We start from the raw sequence: 14455 nt of genomic DNA, 5'->3' as shown, positions 1-14455 counted from the left end.
GCGTACCGGTGGAGATCGCCCGTCGACGGCGCCGTCGCCAACTCGAAGTGGATCCGCTGGTCAGGCCATGTCAGGCTGGTGCGGTGAGCGAACCGGGCGGTACCGAGACGTCGGCCACGCTGCGCCGCATCGAGCGGGCCGCGGGCAGCCTGGCCACCGCCAGCGTGGCCCGGATGGACGAGAGCCTGCTGTGGTTCCGGGAGCTGCCGGCCGACCAGCGTTCCTGGGTGATGCTGGTGGCCCAGGCCGGCGTGCGGTCGCTGGTGCAGTGGCTGCGCCAGGGTGGCGGCGCGACCGACCGCACCCAGGAGGTGTCGGACGAGGTCTTCGCCGCCGCGCCGCAGGCGCTCGCCCGCTCGATCAGCCTCCAGCAGACCGTGGCGCTGATCAAGGTGACCATCGAGGTCGTCGAGGAGCAGGTGTCCGACCTGGCGGTGCCGGGCGAGGAGCAGTCGCTGCGGGAGGCGGTGCTGCGCTTCTCCCGGGAGATCGCGTTCGCCGCCGCCCGGGTGTACGCCCGGGCCGCCGAGACCCGTGGCTCCTGGGACGCCCGGTTGCAGGCGTTGCTGGTGGACGCGCTGCTGCGCGGCGACTCGCCGGACGTGCTGGCCAGCCGGGCCGCGGCGCTGGGCTGGTCGGACGCGCCGCCGGTGGCGGTGGCGGTGGGCCGTTCCCCCGGCGGTGAGGTGTCGGCCGTCCTGCACACCGTCTACCGGCAGGCCCGACGCATCGGCGTCGAGGTGATCGGCGGCGTGCACGGCGACCGCTTGGTGATCGTGCTGGGCGGGGCGGCCGACCCGCTGGCGGCCACCGGGCAGCTGCGTACCGCGTTCGGCGACGGGCCGGTGGTGGTCGGCCCGGCGGTGCCCAGCCTCGACGAGGCGACCGAGTCCGCGCGGGCCGCGCTCGCCGGTTTCCGGGCGGCGCCGGCCTGGCCGACCGCGCCGTGCCCGGTCGCCGCCGGGGAGCTGCTGCCGGAGCGGGCGCTGGCCGGCGACGCCGAGGCCCGCCGCCGGCTGCGCCACGACGTGTACGCGGCGCTGGCCCGCGCCGGCGGCGGCGAGCTGCTGGAGACGCTTGACGCGTTCTTCGCCGCCGGCGGCACGCTGGAGAGCGCGGCCCGGGCCCTGTTCGTGCACCCGAACACCGTGCGTTACCGGCTGAAGCGGATCGCCGAGGTGACCGGCTTCTCCCCGCTCGCCCCGCGGGACGCCTTCGCGCTCCAGGTCGCGGTGACCGTCGGCCGGCTCGACCCGGTGGTACCGGCCGTCGCACCGGTCCCGAACCAGACAGCGAGCCCAGGGGGTCGGAAAGCCACCCAGAGCGGCGACGACCGACGCCGATCTTTGTAGGTTTCCTCTAAAGCTTCTAGTGCGGTTTGGTGCCGTGCGTTACAGCGCGACCCGCGAGTATCCGTCAGAGTCGTACACGTGCTCGCCGTACTCTCCCCCGGACAGGGTTCACAGAAGCCCGGTTTCCTGAACCCCTGGCTCGACCTCGCCGGTGCCGAGGCGCGCCTGCGCTGGTGGTCGGCGCTGGCCGGGGTCGACCTGATCCACCTCGGCACCGAGGCGGACGCGGACGAGATCAAGGACACCGCCCGCACCCAGCCGTTGCTGGTCGCCGCCGCGCTGCTCGCGGCCGAGCACCTGCCGATGCACGACGTCCGGCTGGTCGCCGGCCACAGCGTCGGCGAGCTGGGCGCCGCCGCCCTGGCCGGGGTGCTGCCCGCCGAGGCGGCCGTGACGCTCGCCGGCGTACGCGGGCGGGAGATGGCCGCCGCCTGCGCGCTGGAGCCGACCGGGATGGCCGCCGTGCTCGGCGGTGACCCGGACGAGGTGCTCGCCGCGCTGGAGACGCACGGGCTGCACCCCGCCAACCGCAACGGCGCCGGCCAGATCGTCGCCGCCGGTGCGATCGCCGGGCTGGAGAAGCTCGCCGTCGAGCCGCCGACCCGGGCGCGGGTCATCCGGCTCAAGGTGGCCGGCGCGTTCCACACCCCCTACATGATCCCGGCCGAGATCGCGCTGGCCGGCGTGGCCGCCGGCGTCACCGTGGCCGACCCGGCCCGCATCCTGCTGTCCAACCTCGACGGCGCGCCGGTCGGGTACGGCCGGGAGGCGGTGCAGCGGCTGGTCCGGCAGGTGACCGCCCCGGTCCGCTGGGACCTGTGCATGCGCACCCTGGCCGACCTCGGCGTCACCGGCGTGGTCGAGCTGCCGCCGGCCGGCACCCTGGCCGGTCTGGTCAAGCGGGAACTCAAGGGTGACCGGGCGCCGGAGATCGTCACGCTGAACACGCCCGACGACCTGCCCGCCGCGCGGAGCCTGATCGCCCGGCACGGCGGCGCCGCCGCCCGCCCGCCGGCGGCCGGCTTCCGGGTGGTGGTCTCCCCCGCCGCCGGCGTCTTCACGCCGGTGGCTGAGCTGACCGAGGGCACCGGCGTGCGCGCCGGCCAGGTCGTCGGCCACGTCGCCGCCCGGCAGGGGCAGGTCGAGGTGACCGCGCACGACAGCGGGCTGCTCACCGAGTGGCTCGCGCACCACGACGACCCGGTCGCCCCGGGCCAGCCCCTCGTCCGCATCGGAGGATCGCACTAAATGGCCGGCAGCCGGATCGCCGCGATGGGGCACTACCAGCCCTCCCGCGTGGTCACCAACGACGAACTCGCCCAGTTCGTCGACACCAACGACGAGTGGATCCGGGACCGGGTCGGCATCGCCACCCGGCGGATCGCCGGCGAGGAGACCGTGGCCGACATGGCCACCGCCGCCGCCGGCAAGGCGCTGGCCAACTCCGGCCTCACCGCCGCCGACATCGACCTCGTCGTGGTGGCGACCTGCACGTCGGTGGACCGCAGCCCGAACGTGGCCTGTCGGGTCGCGGCCAAGCTGGGCATCAACGCGCCGGCGGCGTACGACCTCAACACCGCCTGCTCCGGCTTCGCGTACGCGCTGGGCACGGTGGACCACGCCGTCCGGGCCGGCGCGGCGCGCAACGCGATCGTCATCGGCGCGGAGAAGCTCTCCGACTTCACCGACTGGACCGACCGGTCGACCTGCATCATCTTCGGCGACGGCGCCGGCGCGGCGGTGGTCACCGCGACCGCGGACGACGAGCCGGTCGGGATCGGGCCGGTGGTGTGGGGCTCCGCGCCGGAGAAGAGCGACGCGGTCCGGATCGAGGGCTGGCGTCCGTACATCGCCCAGGAGGGGCAGTCGGTGTTCCGCTGGGCCACCACCGCGCTGGCCCCGCTGGCGCTCCAGGCCTGCGAGCGCGCCGGGGTGGACCCGTCGGAACTGGCCGCGTTCGTGCCGCACCAGGCCAACGGCCGGATCATCGACGGCATCGCCAAGCGGCTGAACATCCCGGACGCGATCATCGCCAAGGACATCGTCGAGTCCGGCAACACCTCGGCGGCGAGCATCCCGCTGGCCCTGTCGAAGCTGGTCGAGCGGCGCGAGGTGCCCGCGGGCGCCCCGGTGCTGCTGTTCGGCTTCGGCGGCGGCCTGACCTACGCCGGTCAGGTCGTGCGCTGCCCCTGATGACCCCCTCGGGCGCGAACGCGCTCCAGGTGCGGTGGCCGGCGTCGCCGGCCGCCGAGAAACCCCGATGAGAGGAACCAACCGCAATGACCCGTGACGAGATCACCGCCGGCCTCGCCGAGATCCTCGAAGAGGTTGCCGGGGTGAGCCCGGACGACGTGGCCGAGGGGAAGTCCTTCACCGACGACCTCGACGTCGACTCGCTCTCCATGGTGGAGGTCGTGGTGGCGGCCGAGGAGAAGTTCGGCGTCAAGATCCCGGACAACGAGGTGCAGAACCTGAAGACCGTCGGGGACGCCGTCAGCTACATCGCGGCGCAGTCCTGATCATGAGTCGTCCAGACGTCGTCGTCACCGGGCTCGGCGCGACGACCCCGCTCGGCGGGGACGTCGCGTCGACCTGGGACGCCATGCTCGCCGGCCGCTCCGGGGTGAGTGCGCTCACCCAGGAGTGGGCCGGGCAACTGCCCGTCCGGATCGCCGCCCAACTGGCGGTGGACCCGGCCGAGGTGCTGGACCGGGTGAAGCTGCGCCGGCTGGACCGCTCACAGGCGATCGCCCTCATCGCCGCGCGGGAGGCCTGGGCGGACGCCGGGCTGGCCGACGCCGGGGCGGACCCGGAACGGTTGGCGGTCAGCGTCGGCTCGGGCATCGGCGGCGCCACCACCCTGCTCGCCCAGGACGACATCCTGGAGGCGTCGGGCCCGCGTCGGGTCTCCCCGCACACGGTGCCGATGCTGATGCCGAACGGTCCGGCCGCCTGGGTCGGGCTGGAGTTGGGCGCCAAGGCCGGGGTGCACTCGGTGGCCAGCGCCTGCGCGACCGGCGCGGAGGCGATCTCGCTGGGGCTGGACATCATCCGCGCCGGCCGGGCCGACGTGGTGGTGGTCGGCGGCACCGAGGCGGTCATCCACCCGCTGCCGATCGCCGGCTTCGCCTCGATGCGGGCCATGTCGACCCGCAACGACGAGCCGGACAAGGCCTCCCGGCCGTGGGACAAGGCCCGGGACGGCTTCGTGCTCGGCGAGGGCGCGGGCGTGCTGGTGCTGGAGCGCGCCGACCACGCCGCCGCCCGCGGCGCCCGGGTCTACGCGCGCCTGGCCGGCGCCGGGGTCACCTCCGACGCGTACGACATGGTGCAGCCGCACCCGGAGGGCGAGGGCGCGATCCGGGCCATCACCCGGGCGCTCGCCGACGCGGACGTGGCCGGACGGGACATCGTGCACGTCAACGCGCACGCCACCTCCACCCCGGTCGGCGACATGCTGGAGATCGGCGCGCTGCGCGAGGCGATCGGCGACCACCCGCTGCTCACCGCCACCAAGTCGATGACCGGGCACCTGCTCGGCGCGGCCGGCGCGCTGGAGTCGATCGCCACCATCCTGGCCATCCGGGACGGGGTCGTGCCGCCCACGGTCAACCTGGACGACCCGGACGACGGCCTCAGCCTGGACGTGGCCGCGCACAAGGCACGGCACCTGGAGATCCCGGCCGCGCTGAACAACGCGTTCGGCTTCGGCGGGCACAACGTGGCGCTGGTCTTCACCCGCCCCTGAACCGCCCCGAAGCAAGGAAGGGCCCCTTCTTAACACGTGAGTGTGAGAGGGGGCCCCTTCTCTGCCTGAGGCGTTAACAGGGGCCCGTCCTTACGTGCGGCAGGTGGTGGCGGGCAGGCCGGAGACCGGCACCGGGGAGCGGCCGGTCGGGCGGGCCTTGCCGGCGAGCACCGCGGCCAACGCGGTCATCGACGCCCCGGTGGATGAGTAGGTCGCCAGCACCGTCGGCGACTTCGCCCCGGCCAGCACGTACGGCGTGTCCATCGCCACCGTCACCGCCGCGTCGGCGTTCAGGTCCTTCGTGCCGTCGCCGTACCCGACGAGGTGCACGACGGTGCCGCCGGAGGACACCACCTTGACACCGGCGGCGGTGAGCGCCTCGGTCAGCAGGGCCCGGGTGCGGTCCCGGCCGCCGGAGGAGGTGACCCGGACCGGTCCGGCCACCGCACCACCGCACGTGCCGCGCAGCACGGTCACCGCGGCGGCGGCCAGGTCGGCAGCGGCCTTGCGGTGCTCGGGGCCGTCCAGCGTCGACAGCGCCGGCTGCGGGTGCCCGGCCAGCCGGAACTTCATGGTGAGCACCCGGGTGACCGCCTCGACCAGGCGGGTGCGGGGCAGCGAGCCGTCCGTCAGCGCGGCGCGCAGCCCGTCGTACGCCTGGCCCACGTTCGGCGTCATCAGGATGAGGTCGTTGCCGGCGTTGAGCGCGCGGACCGCCGCCTCGCCGGGCGACCACTTCTTCGCCGGCGCCATGTTCATCCCGTCGGTGATCACCACCCCCTGGAAGCCGAGCTGACCGCGGAGCACGTCGGTGAGCAGCTTGCGGGAGAACGTGGCCGGGGTGCCCGGGTCGACCGCCGTGACGTCCAGGTGGGCGGACATCACCGCCATGGCGCCGGCGTCGATCCCGGCGCGGAACGGCGGGAACGCGGTGCGCTCCAGCACGGCCCGGGACTGCCCGACCACCGGAAGTTCGGTGTGTGAGTCGGCGGCGCTCAGGCCGTGCCCGGGGAAGTGCTTGACCGCGGCGCCGACGCCCTCGGCCTGGAGGCCGCGGACCGCGCCGGCCACCTGGGGCGACGCGGTGGCCGGGGTGGCGCCGAAGGACCGGGAGCCGATCACCGTGCTGCGGGTGGCCAGCACGTCGGCGACCGGCGCGAAGTCCAGGTTGATCCCCATCGCGGCCAGTTCGGCGCCGGCGGCCCGCCAGGCGGCCTCGGTCAGCGCCGGGTTGCCGGCCGCGCCGGCGGCGAGCGGGCTGGGCAGTTGGGTCACCCCGTCGGTGATCCGGGTGACCACGCCGTACTCCTGGTCGGTGCCGACCAGGAACGGCGCGGCGCCGGCGGGCAGCTTGCCGGCGGCGGCGCGCAGCCCGTCGGTCAGCGCGCGGACCTGCTTCGGGTTGTCGACGTTCGTGGTCTCCTGGTTGCCCGAGGTCGGGTCGTCGGCGCTGAAACCGACCAGGATCACGCCGCCGAGGCGGTACTTCGCCACCATCTCGGCGGGCGTGTCGACGCCGGCCAGCGCCCGGTTGCCGGCGGCCGAGCCGGCGGAGACCTCGGTGGCCGAGCTGCCGTACGCGTACGGCATCAGCACCTGGCCGACCAGGTCCTCGTCGGAGAGCGTGGCGACCAGCGCGGCGGCCCGGGCGGCGGGATCGGCGGCGGTCGGGTCGGTGGACCCCGACGCGCTCACGCCCGCCGACGGCGTCGCTGTCGACGGCGTCGGCCGGGGCCGGTCCGGCCCGTCCGAGCAGCCGGTGAGGACCAACGCGGTCAGTGCGGCGAGCGCGACGGCGGAGCGTCGCGAAGGAATCGACACGGGCCCCACCGTATCGGGGCAACTCGCCCGGCGTCACCCCACCCGGGTGAGCAGCGTCACCGGCGCGCCGTCGCCGGCGTACCGGTAGGGCTCCAGCTCGGCGTCCCAGGCGGTGCCGAGCGCCTTGTCGAGGGCGTGCGCGAGCGCCTCCGGCGCGCGGGCGGCGGCCATCAGGCTGCGGAGCCGGTCCTCGCCGAGCTGGATGTCGCCGGCCGCGCCGACGGTGGCCCGGAACAGGCCCCGGCCGGGGACGTACATGAAGCGCTCGCCGTCGGTGCCCGGACTGGGCTCCTCGGTCACCTCGAAACGGATCATGGGCCACTGCCGGAGGGCAGCGGCCAGCTCGGCGCCCGTCCCCGGGCTGCCGGTCCAGCCGCACTCGGCGCGCCGCGCGCCGGGGTCGACGGGCTGCGCCGTCCAGTGCAGGTTGACCGGCGCGGCGAGGACGCGCGCGATCGCCCACTCGACGTGCGAGCACACGGCGAGCGGGGTCGAGTGGACGTATACGACGCCACGCGTTGGCACGGTGACCTCCCGGTGAGCCGAGGTGCGTCTTCCCCTACGACCTCGTCACCCGAGTGGCCTCTGGCACACATGATGACCGCTGTGACAGGTGGTGCGCCAGCGAATCGGAAAATTCGCCGCGGTCGGTCGGCCGGAAATACCCGGGTGGGCGACCCGGTTGTGTCCCGGTGACGGCGCGACCACCAGCCAGGCGTCGCGTTCGTGTACAGTTCTCTGGGCGGTTCTGTGCCGCCGCACGTCTTCGCGGGCCGGCGCTCACCCCGGGCGTCACTCGCACAGCCCCCGGACGGTTTCCGTCCCCACCGTACGTCTGCAAGGAGTACCTCCGTGGCGAGCAACACCTCTAAGACCGCGCGCGCGTCAGTCCGGGCCGGCCAGGCTGGCCAGGGTGGCGCCCTCAGCGTGCTGGGCGAGTTCAAGTACCTGATCCCGCTCAACGGCGGCAAGCACGCCTACGTGCGCAACCTGACCAACGGCAAGACCGCGCACCTGCGCACCGACTCCGACGCCTTCGTCGAGGAGATCCGGACGCTGGCCGCCGCCGGCCACGCCGCCAAGATCCGCGCCGAGATCAACGGCCTGGCCGCGTCCTACCCGAACCACGGCTGGGACGCGACCGAGAAGCGTCTCGTCGAGGCCGGTGTCTTCGAGGGCTGAGCCGCCCTCACCCGCACCACCGCGACCGCCCGTCGGGGATCACCCCGGCGGGCGGTCGCGTGTCTCCTCCGCCGGCAGCAGCGTGACCTCACCGGTGGCCAGGTCGTAGAGCGCGCCCACCACGGCCAGCTCCCCGGTGCCGACCCGGCCGGCGAGCAGGTCGTCGGCGCGCAGCGCGGCCACCGTGCGCCGCACGTGCCGGCGGATCGCCAGCGGGTGGACGGCCGGGTCCGCCACGCCGACCTCCCGCACCGCCGGGGTGATCCGGTCCACCACGTACCCCAGTGCGCCGCCGGGCCGCCGCCCGGTGCGCACCGCGTCGACGGTCGAGCCCACCGCGCCGCAGCGCTCATGGCCGAGCACCATCACCAGGCGTACGCCGAGCTGGCCCACCACGTACTCGATCGAGCCGCAGACCGCGCGGTCGAGCACGTGCGCCCCGGTGCGGATCACGCAGATCGAGCCGAACGTCTGGTCGAAGATCGCTTCCAGCGGCACCCGGGAGTCGATGCAGCCCAGCACCACCGCGTAGGGCTGCTGGTCGCCGGAGGCCACCGCCGCGGCGGCGGTCACGTCGTGCCCGTGCAGCGGCTGACCGCTGACGAAGCGGCGGTTGCCGGTGAGCAGCTCGGCCAGGGCGGCGCGGGGGGTCCGGGCGGCGGGCGGGGACGGCATGCCACCAGCCTGGTCACCGAACCGACGCCACGGGGGTTGGACGGCGAATCTTCTCACCATCCCGGTTGCCGTGGTGTCATGACGGGTAACGCCGGTGTCACCACCGGGTAACACCCGGTGGCTGGACACCGGCCGGCCCGGGAGGTGGACGATGCCGGAGCACCTGGAACTGCGGCTTGCCGACGACGTACGCCTGCACGTCACGGTGACGGGGCCGGCCGACGCCGAGGTCACCGTGATCATGCTGCACGGCTGGACGCTGGACGGGCGGAGCTGGCACCGGCAGCTCACCGACCTGCGGGACCGCTTCGGCGACCGGGTCCGGGTGGTCGCCTACGACGCGCGCGGTCACGGCCGGTCGAGCTGCCTGACGTTGCGCGACGCGACGCTGGCCCAGCTCGGGGACGACCTGGCCGCGGTGGTCGACGAGTACGCCGCGTCCGGCCCGGTGGTGCTGGTCGGGCACTCGATGGGCGGGATGACGGTGATGGAGTACGCGCACCGCCACCCCGACCGGTTCGCCGCCCGCACGGCCGGCCTGGTCTTCGTCTCGACCACCGCCGAGGGGCACACGCACACCGTCTACGGGCTCTCGCCCCGGATCGCCCGGCTGATCCGCCTCGCCGAGACCACCGGCGCCGGGGTGCTGGCCCGCTGCGGCGGCTGGCGTCCGCCGTACGCGTTGCTGCGCGCGCTGCGGCCGAGCATCCGCTGGATGCTCTTCGGCGACCGCTGCGACCCGGCGGACATCCGGCTGGTCACCTCGGCGGTGGCGCACGCCACGCTGCGTTCGATAGGTGGGTTCCGCGCCTCGATCGGCGCCCAGCATCGGCTGGAGACGTTGGCCGCGCTGGGCGGGTTGCCGGCCGCCGCGCTGGTCGGCGACCGGGACCGGCTCACCCCGCCGCCGTGCGCCGAGTCGATCGCGGCGGCGCTGCCCACCGCGGAGCTGACCGTCTGCCCCGGCGCCGGGCACATGCTGATGATGGAACGGCCCGACGTGGTGAACGCCGCCGTGGCCGGGGTGCTGCGTCGGGTGCTGGCCGGCATCGCGGTCCCGGGCCCGGCCGCGGCCTGACGGACGGTCCCGGCACCGGTCCGGGCCGGCGCGGAGGCAGGCCCCGACGTGCGGCTTGCCGGCGGCCCGTACCCTCATTCAGCCCGTCGTGCCGTCCGACCACAGGAGCACCGCGTTGACCGACCAGACCACGCTGGACCGGGAGATCGCCGCCGAGCAGCGGCATCTCGACCGGGTGTACGCCCGGCTGGCCGAACTGCGCCGGTCCGCGGCCGACGCCGAGCGGGAGGGGTACCGGCTGGCGCGCGTCGGCACGTTCGGCGCGCTGGTCGAGCGGGACGCGATGGTCTTCCACGCCGCGCAGCGCCGGCACGTGCTGGACGCCGAGCACGAGGGGCTGGTCTTCGGGCGGCTGGACCTGCGTACCGGGCAGGTGCTGCACGTGGGCCGGCTCGGGGTGCGCGCCGACGACGCGGAGACGCTGGTGGTGGACTGGCGGGCCCCCGCCGCCGCCGCGTTCTACCAGGCCACGCCCGCCGACCCGCGCGGTGTGGTGCGCCGGCGCACGATCCAGTCCGCCGCCGAGAGGGTCACCCGGATCGAGGACGACCTGCTGGACCCGGAGGCCGCTCCGGCGGACATGGCGGTGGTCGGCGACGGCGCGCTGCTGGCCACGTTGTCCCGGGCCACCGGTCGCGGGATGCGGGACATCGTCGCCACCATCCAGCGGGAGCAGGACGAGGCGATCCGCTCCCCGGGCAGCGGCGTGACGATCGTCTCCGGCGGCCCGGGCACCGGCAAGACGGCGGTGGCGCTGCACCGGGCCGCGTACCTGCTCTATTCCGACCGGGCCCGGTACGCCGGCGGCGGCATCCTGGTGGTCGGCCCGTCCGGCGTGTTCGTCGAGTACATCGCGTCGGTGCTGCCCTCGCTCGGTGAGGAGACCGCCACGCTGCACTCGCTCGGCTCGCTGTTCCCGGGCCTGTCGGCGACCCGGACCGACCCGCCGCAGGTGGCGGCCGTGAAGGGTTCGCTGCGGATGCGCCGGGTGCTGGAGCGCGCGGCCCGGGACGCGGTGCCGGACTCCCCGGCCGAGCTGCGCCTGCTCTACCGCGGCGAACTGCTGCGGCTGGACCGGCCGGCGCTGGACGCGGTGCGGGACCGCACGTTGACCCGGGGCGCGCGCCGCAACGAGGTGCGCCGGGCCGCGTTCGACGCCGTGCTCGCCGCGCTCTACGGGCAGGCTAGGACGCTGCGGGTGGGTCGGCTGCCGGAGCAGCCCGCGTTCGAGGACGAGATCATCGAGCGACCGGAGTTCCGCGAGTTCCTCAAGGCCTGGTGGCCCCGGCTGCACCCGCGTCACGTGCTGGGTTGGCTGGCCCGGCCCGAGCGGCTGCGCCGGTACGCCGGCGGGGTCCTCTCCGCGACCGAGATCCGGCTGCTCACCGACGCGTACCGGACGCTGGACACCGACGGGTTGACCGTCGCCGACATCGCGCTGCTGGACGAGCTGGACGCGCTGCTCGGCAAGCCGGTGCGGCGGGCCCGACCGAAGCGGGACCCGTACCAGTTGGCCGGCGGCGTGCGCGAGCTGAGCACGTACGCCGATCGGCAGCGCGCGGCCCGGGCCGCCGCCCGGGAGCGCCCGGTGGACTACCGCGACTTCGCCCACGTGGTGGTGGACGAGTCGCAGGACGTCTCGCCGATGCAGTGGCGGATGGTCGGGCGGCGCGGCCGGCTGGCGTCCTGGACGGTGGTCGGCGATCCGGCGCAGACCGCCTGGACCGGCGATCCGCAGGAGTTGGACCGGGCCCGTGACCAGGCGCTGGGGCGGCGGCCCCGGCGTCGCTTCGAGCTGACCACCAACTACCGCAACTCGGCGGAGATCTTCGCGGTGGCGGCGGCGGAGATCCGTCGGCGGTATCCGCATCTGGCGCTGCCGCAGGCGGTGCGCTCCACCGGTGTGCCGCCGGTGGAGCGCACCGTGGCCGCGGCCGAGCTGCCGGCGGCCACGGTCGAGGCGGCCCGGGTGCTGCTGGCCGAGGTCGAGGGCACGGTCGGCGTGATCACGCCGGTGCCGCGCCGGGACGAGGTGGCCGGTTGGCTGGGCGGGCTCGGCGACGGCCGGCTCCAGGTGGTCACCAGCCTCCAGGCCAAGGGCATGGAGTACGACGGCGTGGTGCTGGTCGCCCCGAGCGAGATCCGGGCCGACCCCGGTTCCGGGGTCCGCACGCTCTACGTCGCGCTGTCCCGGGCCACCCAGCGCCTGACCACGCTCGATCCGGTGGCGTGACGTCCCAGTCACTTGCACACATAGCGATGTGAGCATAGATTGGGCCCGTCCGGGGAACGGGACGGGAGGGTGGGTGCGTGGGCGCAGGTCATGACCACAGCGCTGCGGTGGCCAACGCGGCGCACCGGCACTCCGGTCGGCTCTGGGCGGCGTTCGCGCTGCTCGCCGTGCTGATGGTGGTCGAGGCGGTGGCCGCTGTCACGACCGGCTCGCTCGCGCTGCTCTCCGACGCCGGCCACATGTTCACCGACGTGCTCGGCATCGGCATGGCGCTCGCGGCGATCACCGCCACCCGACGCGCCCGGACCGACCCGCAACGCACGTTCGGGCTCTACCGGCTGGAGGTGCTCGCCGCACTGGCCAACGCGGTGCTGCTCGGCGCCGTCGCGGTCTACGTCCTGATCGAGGCGGTACGCCGGTTCGGTGAGCCGCCGGAGGTGCTCGCCGGACCGATGCTGGTGGTGGCCGTGCTCGGCCTGCTCGCCAACATCGCCGCGTTCGCGCTGCTGCGCTCCGGCGCCCAGGAGAGCATCAACCTGCGCGGCGCGTACCTGGAGGTGCTCGGCGACCTGCTCGGCTCGCTCGGGGTGATCGGCGCCGCGCTGGTCATCGCGGTCACCGACTGGTGGTGGGCCGACCCGCTGGTCGCGGTGGCGATCGGCCTGTTCATCCTGCCGCGCACCTGGCGGCTCGGCCGGGCCGCGGTGCGCATCCTGGTGCAGGCCGCGCCGGAACACCTTCAGGTGACCGCCGTGCACGACCGGCTGACCGCCGTGCCCGGCGTGGCGGAGGTGCACGACCTGCACGTCTGGACGCTCACCTCCGGGATGGACGTGGCCTCGGCGCACCTGACCACCGATCCGGGCGCGGAGGTCGCCACCGTGCTGGCCGCCGCCCGGGCCGCGCTGCACGAGGACTTCTCGATCGATCACGCCACGTTGCAGATCGAACCCGGAGCGTCCGCCGGTGCCTGTGGCCCAACCGGCTGGTAGTTAGGACAGACTTAAATTCGAGTGGCTATTGTTGACTTATGCCGGTTTTGCCCGGTATTCGGTTCCGGGTGGCGGAGCCGGCTCCGGGCAACGCCGGTAGGCTCGGTCGCGGCCGACCCGCAGGCGTCATCCGGCGCCGACGGAGCGGCCGTCGCCTAATCGCCCGCGGGGCGAGCCGGGGAACCACGTACGTGGGGTGCATCCGCGTCAGCGGTAGGGATCTTCCGTCCCGAACCCGTCAGCTAACCCGGTCGGCGGTTGACGGAAGGACACGTGAATGCCCCCAGTGGCACCTGAACGACGAACGGCCGCCCGGATGGCGGCCCTGCTCGTCGCGATGCTGAGCCTCGGCCTCGCGACGGTGCCGGTCTCCCCCGCCTCGGCGGCGCCCCCGACCAGCCCGCTCGCCGCCGCGCCCGGCGACGACGACGAGGGCGGCACGCCGGCGCTGCGCGCCAAACTCGACGCCGCCAGCAAGGGCTGGCTGGAGGCCAAGGCCGCACTGAGCCGGTCGGTGACCCGGCAGAAGCAGCTCAACGAACGACTCGTGACGATCGACGCGGAGCTGACCGAACGCGACGCCAAGGTCGGTGAGATCGCCGAGGTGGCGTACCGCACCGGCCGGATGGGCACCGCCGCGGCGCTGCTCGGCAGCACCAGCCCGGAAGGCTTCATGGACCGGGCCGCCGCCCTGGAGACGGTCGCCGCGCACGAGGACCGGACGCTGCGCGAGCTGATCGCCACTCGCGACGAGGCGATCCGCACCCGTACCGCGCTCGACGGCGAGGTCCGCGAGCAGCGCAAACAGGTCGCGGTGATGGCCAAGCGCAAGGAGCAGGCCGAGCAGGCGCTGGAGGAGGCCAACAACCGGCCGTCCGCCAGCAGCGGCGGCGGCAGCAGCGGCAGCGGCATCCGGGGCACCTCCACGGCGAACGCGAAGCCGGCCAAGCGCAACTCCGACGGCTCCTGGCCGGCGGAGTCGTGCAGCGTCGACGACCCGACGCCGGCCAGCGGCTGCATCACCCCGCGTACGCTGCACGCGCTGCAACAGGCCAAGGCCGCCGGTTTCACCCGGTACGTCTCCTGCCACCGGCCCAGCGGCTCCGGCGAGCACCCGAAGGGCCGGGCCTGCGACTTCGCGGCCCAGAAGAGCGGCTTCGGCGGCGTGGCCAGCGGCGGCGACCGGACGTACGGCAACAACCTGGCCGCGTACTTCGTGCGCAACGCCGACCCGCTCGCCGTGCTCTACGTGATCTGGTTCAAGCAGATCTGGCTGCCCAGCAGCGGTTGGAAGTCGTACAGCGGGGGCAACGGCGACCCGTCCAGCGACCACACCAACCACGTGCACCTGTCGGTGTACTGACGGCACGGCGG

Annotated in this window: 13 protein-coding genes and 1 riboswitch; of the genes, 10 read left to right on the top strand and 3 right to left on the bottom strand. The window is 74.5% G+C overall.

Annotated elements, in window-relative coordinates:
* The first annotated feature begins 47 nt into the window (after positions 1–47).
* The 5 genes from VKK44_RS05420 to fabF all read left to right on the top strand — a co-directional run bounded on the left by VKK44_RS05420 (position 48) and on the right by fabF (position 5100).
* Positions 48–1352 (top strand): PucR family transcriptional regulator, encoded by a 1305-nt coding sequence (locus VKK44_RS05420; protein WP_343447675.1) that lies wholly within the window; start codon positions 48–50, stop codon positions 1350–1352.
* Between the two features lie 78 nt (positions 1353–1430).
* Positions 1431–2600 carry an acyltransferase domain-containing protein gene (locus VKK44_RS05415; protein ID WP_343445737.1) on the top strand — a complete coding sequence of 390 codons (1170 nt, stop codon included), beginning with the start codon at positions 1431–1433 and terminating at the stop codon, positions 2598–2600.
* The gene (locus VKK44_RS05410) at positions 2601–3545 is read left to right on the top strand and encodes a beta-ketoacyl-ACP synthase III (protein WP_343445736.1); all 945 of its coding nucleotides are present in this window, start codon (positions 2601–2603) and stop codon (positions 3543–3545) included.
* 86 nt (positions 3546–3631) lie between these two features.
* The gene (locus VKK44_RS05405; protein WP_229402568.1) at positions 3632–3871 is read left to right on the top strand and encodes an acyl carrier protein; all 240 of its coding nucleotides are present in this window, start codon (positions 3632–3634) and stop codon (positions 3869–3871) included.
* 2 nt (positions 3872–3873) lie between these two features.
* Positions 3874–5100 (top strand): beta-ketoacyl-ACP synthase II, encoded by a 1227-nt coding sequence (gene fabF, locus VKK44_RS05400; RefSeq protein WP_343445735.1) that lies wholly within the window; start codon positions 3874–3876, stop codon positions 5098–5100.
* A gap of 90 nt (positions 5101–5190) precedes the next feature.
* On the opposite strand, the gene VKK44_RS05395 is transcribed toward fabF, so the two are convergent.
* The gene (locus VKK44_RS05395) at positions 5191–6921 is read right to left on the bottom strand and encodes a glycoside hydrolase family 3 protein (RefSeq protein ID WP_343445734.1); all 1731 of its coding nucleotides are present in this window, start codon (positions 6919–6921) and stop codon (positions 5191–5193) included.
* Positions 6922–6954: 33 nt separating this feature from the next.
* Positions 6955–7446 (bottom strand): DUF3145 domain-containing protein, encoded by a 492-nt coding sequence (locus VKK44_RS05390; RefSeq protein WP_343445733.1) that lies wholly within the window; start codon positions 7444–7446, stop codon positions 6955–6957.
* Positions 7447–7773: 327 nt separating this feature from the next.
* Here VKK44_RS05390 and VKK44_RS05385 point away from each other — a divergent pair, with 327 nt between their 5' ends.
* The gene (locus tag VKK44_RS05385; RefSeq protein WP_343445732.1) at positions 7774–8103 is read left to right on the top strand and encodes a hypothetical protein; all 330 of its coding nucleotides are present in this window, start codon (positions 7774–7776) and stop codon (positions 8101–8103) included.
* A 39-nt stretch (positions 8104–8142) separates the two neighbouring features.
* On the opposite strand, the gene VKK44_RS05380 is transcribed toward VKK44_RS05385, so the two are convergent.
* Positions 8143–8778, bottom strand: a complete 636-nt coding sequence (locus VKK44_RS05380) for a carbonic anhydrase (RefSeq protein ID WP_343445730.1) — start codon at positions 8776–8778, stop codon at positions 8143–8145.
* A 151-nt stretch (positions 8779–8929) separates the two neighbouring features.
* Here VKK44_RS05380 and VKK44_RS05375 point away from each other — a divergent pair, with 151 nt between their 5' ends.
* From VKK44_RS05375 to VKK44_RS05360, 4 genes are all read left to right on the top strand, one after another.
* A complete protein-coding gene (locus tag VKK44_RS05375; protein WP_343445729.1) occupies positions 8930–9856 on the top strand; it encodes an alpha/beta fold hydrolase in 927 nt (308 codons plus the stop codon).
* A gap of 115 nt (positions 9857–9971) precedes the next feature.
* Positions 9972–12089 carry a HelD family protein gene (locus VKK44_RS05370; protein ID WP_343447674.1) on the top strand — a complete coding sequence of 706 codons (2118 nt, stop codon included), beginning with the start codon at positions 9972–9974 and terminating at the stop codon, positions 12087–12089.
* 77 nt (positions 12090–12166) lie between these two features.
* Complete coding sequence (locus tag VKK44_RS05365) at positions 12167–13081, top strand: cation diffusion facilitator family transporter (protein WP_281936996.1); 915 nt, start codon at positions 12167–12169, stop codon at positions 13079–13081.
* A 142-nt stretch (positions 13082–13223) separates the two neighbouring features.
* Positions 13224–13353: riboswitch (cyclic di-AMP (ydaO/yuaA leader) on the top strand.
* A 5-nt stretch (positions 13354–13358) separates the two neighbouring features.
* The gene (locus tag VKK44_RS05360) at positions 13359–14444 is read left to right on the top strand and encodes a coiled-coil domain-containing protein (protein ID WP_343445728.1); all 1086 of its coding nucleotides are present in this window, start codon (positions 13359–13361) and stop codon (positions 14442–14444) included.
* Positions 14445–14455: the final 11 nt, after the last annotated feature.

Source organism: Micromonospora sp. DSM 45708 (assembly GCF_039566955.1).
In the GTDB taxonomy this organism is placed as follows: Bacteria; Actinomycetota; Actinomycetes; order Mycobacteriales; family Micromonosporaceae; genus Micromonospora.
This window is presented reverse-complemented; position numbering and strand designations above follow the sequence as displayed.

Excerpts from the sequence above, each read along its gene's own strand:
- VKK44_RS05410 (WP_343445736.1), top strand. The coding sequence starts at position 2,601 with ATGGCCGGCAGCCGGATCGCCGCGATGGGGCACTACCAGCCCTCCCGC.
- VKK44_RS05405 (WP_229402568.1), top strand. The coding sequence starts at position 3,632 with ATGACCCGTGACGAGATCACCGCCGGCCTCGCCGAGATCCTCGAAGAG.
- fabF (WP_343445735.1), top strand. The coding sequence starts at position 3,874 with ATGAGTCGTCCAGACGTCGTCGTCACCGGGCTCGGCGCGACGACCCCG.
- VKK44_RS05380 (WP_343445730.1), bottom strand. The coding sequence starts at position 8,778 with ATGCCGTCCCCGCCCGCCGCCCGGACCCCCCGCGCCGCCCTGGCCGAG.
- VKK44_RS05375 (WP_343445729.1), top strand. The coding sequence starts at position 8,930 with ATGCCGGAGCACCTGGAACTGCGGCTTGCCGACGACGTACGCCTGCAC.
- VKK44_RS05360 (WP_343445728.1), top strand. The coding sequence starts at position 13,359 with ATGCCCCCAGTGGCACCTGAACGACGAACGGCCGCCCGGATGGCGGCC.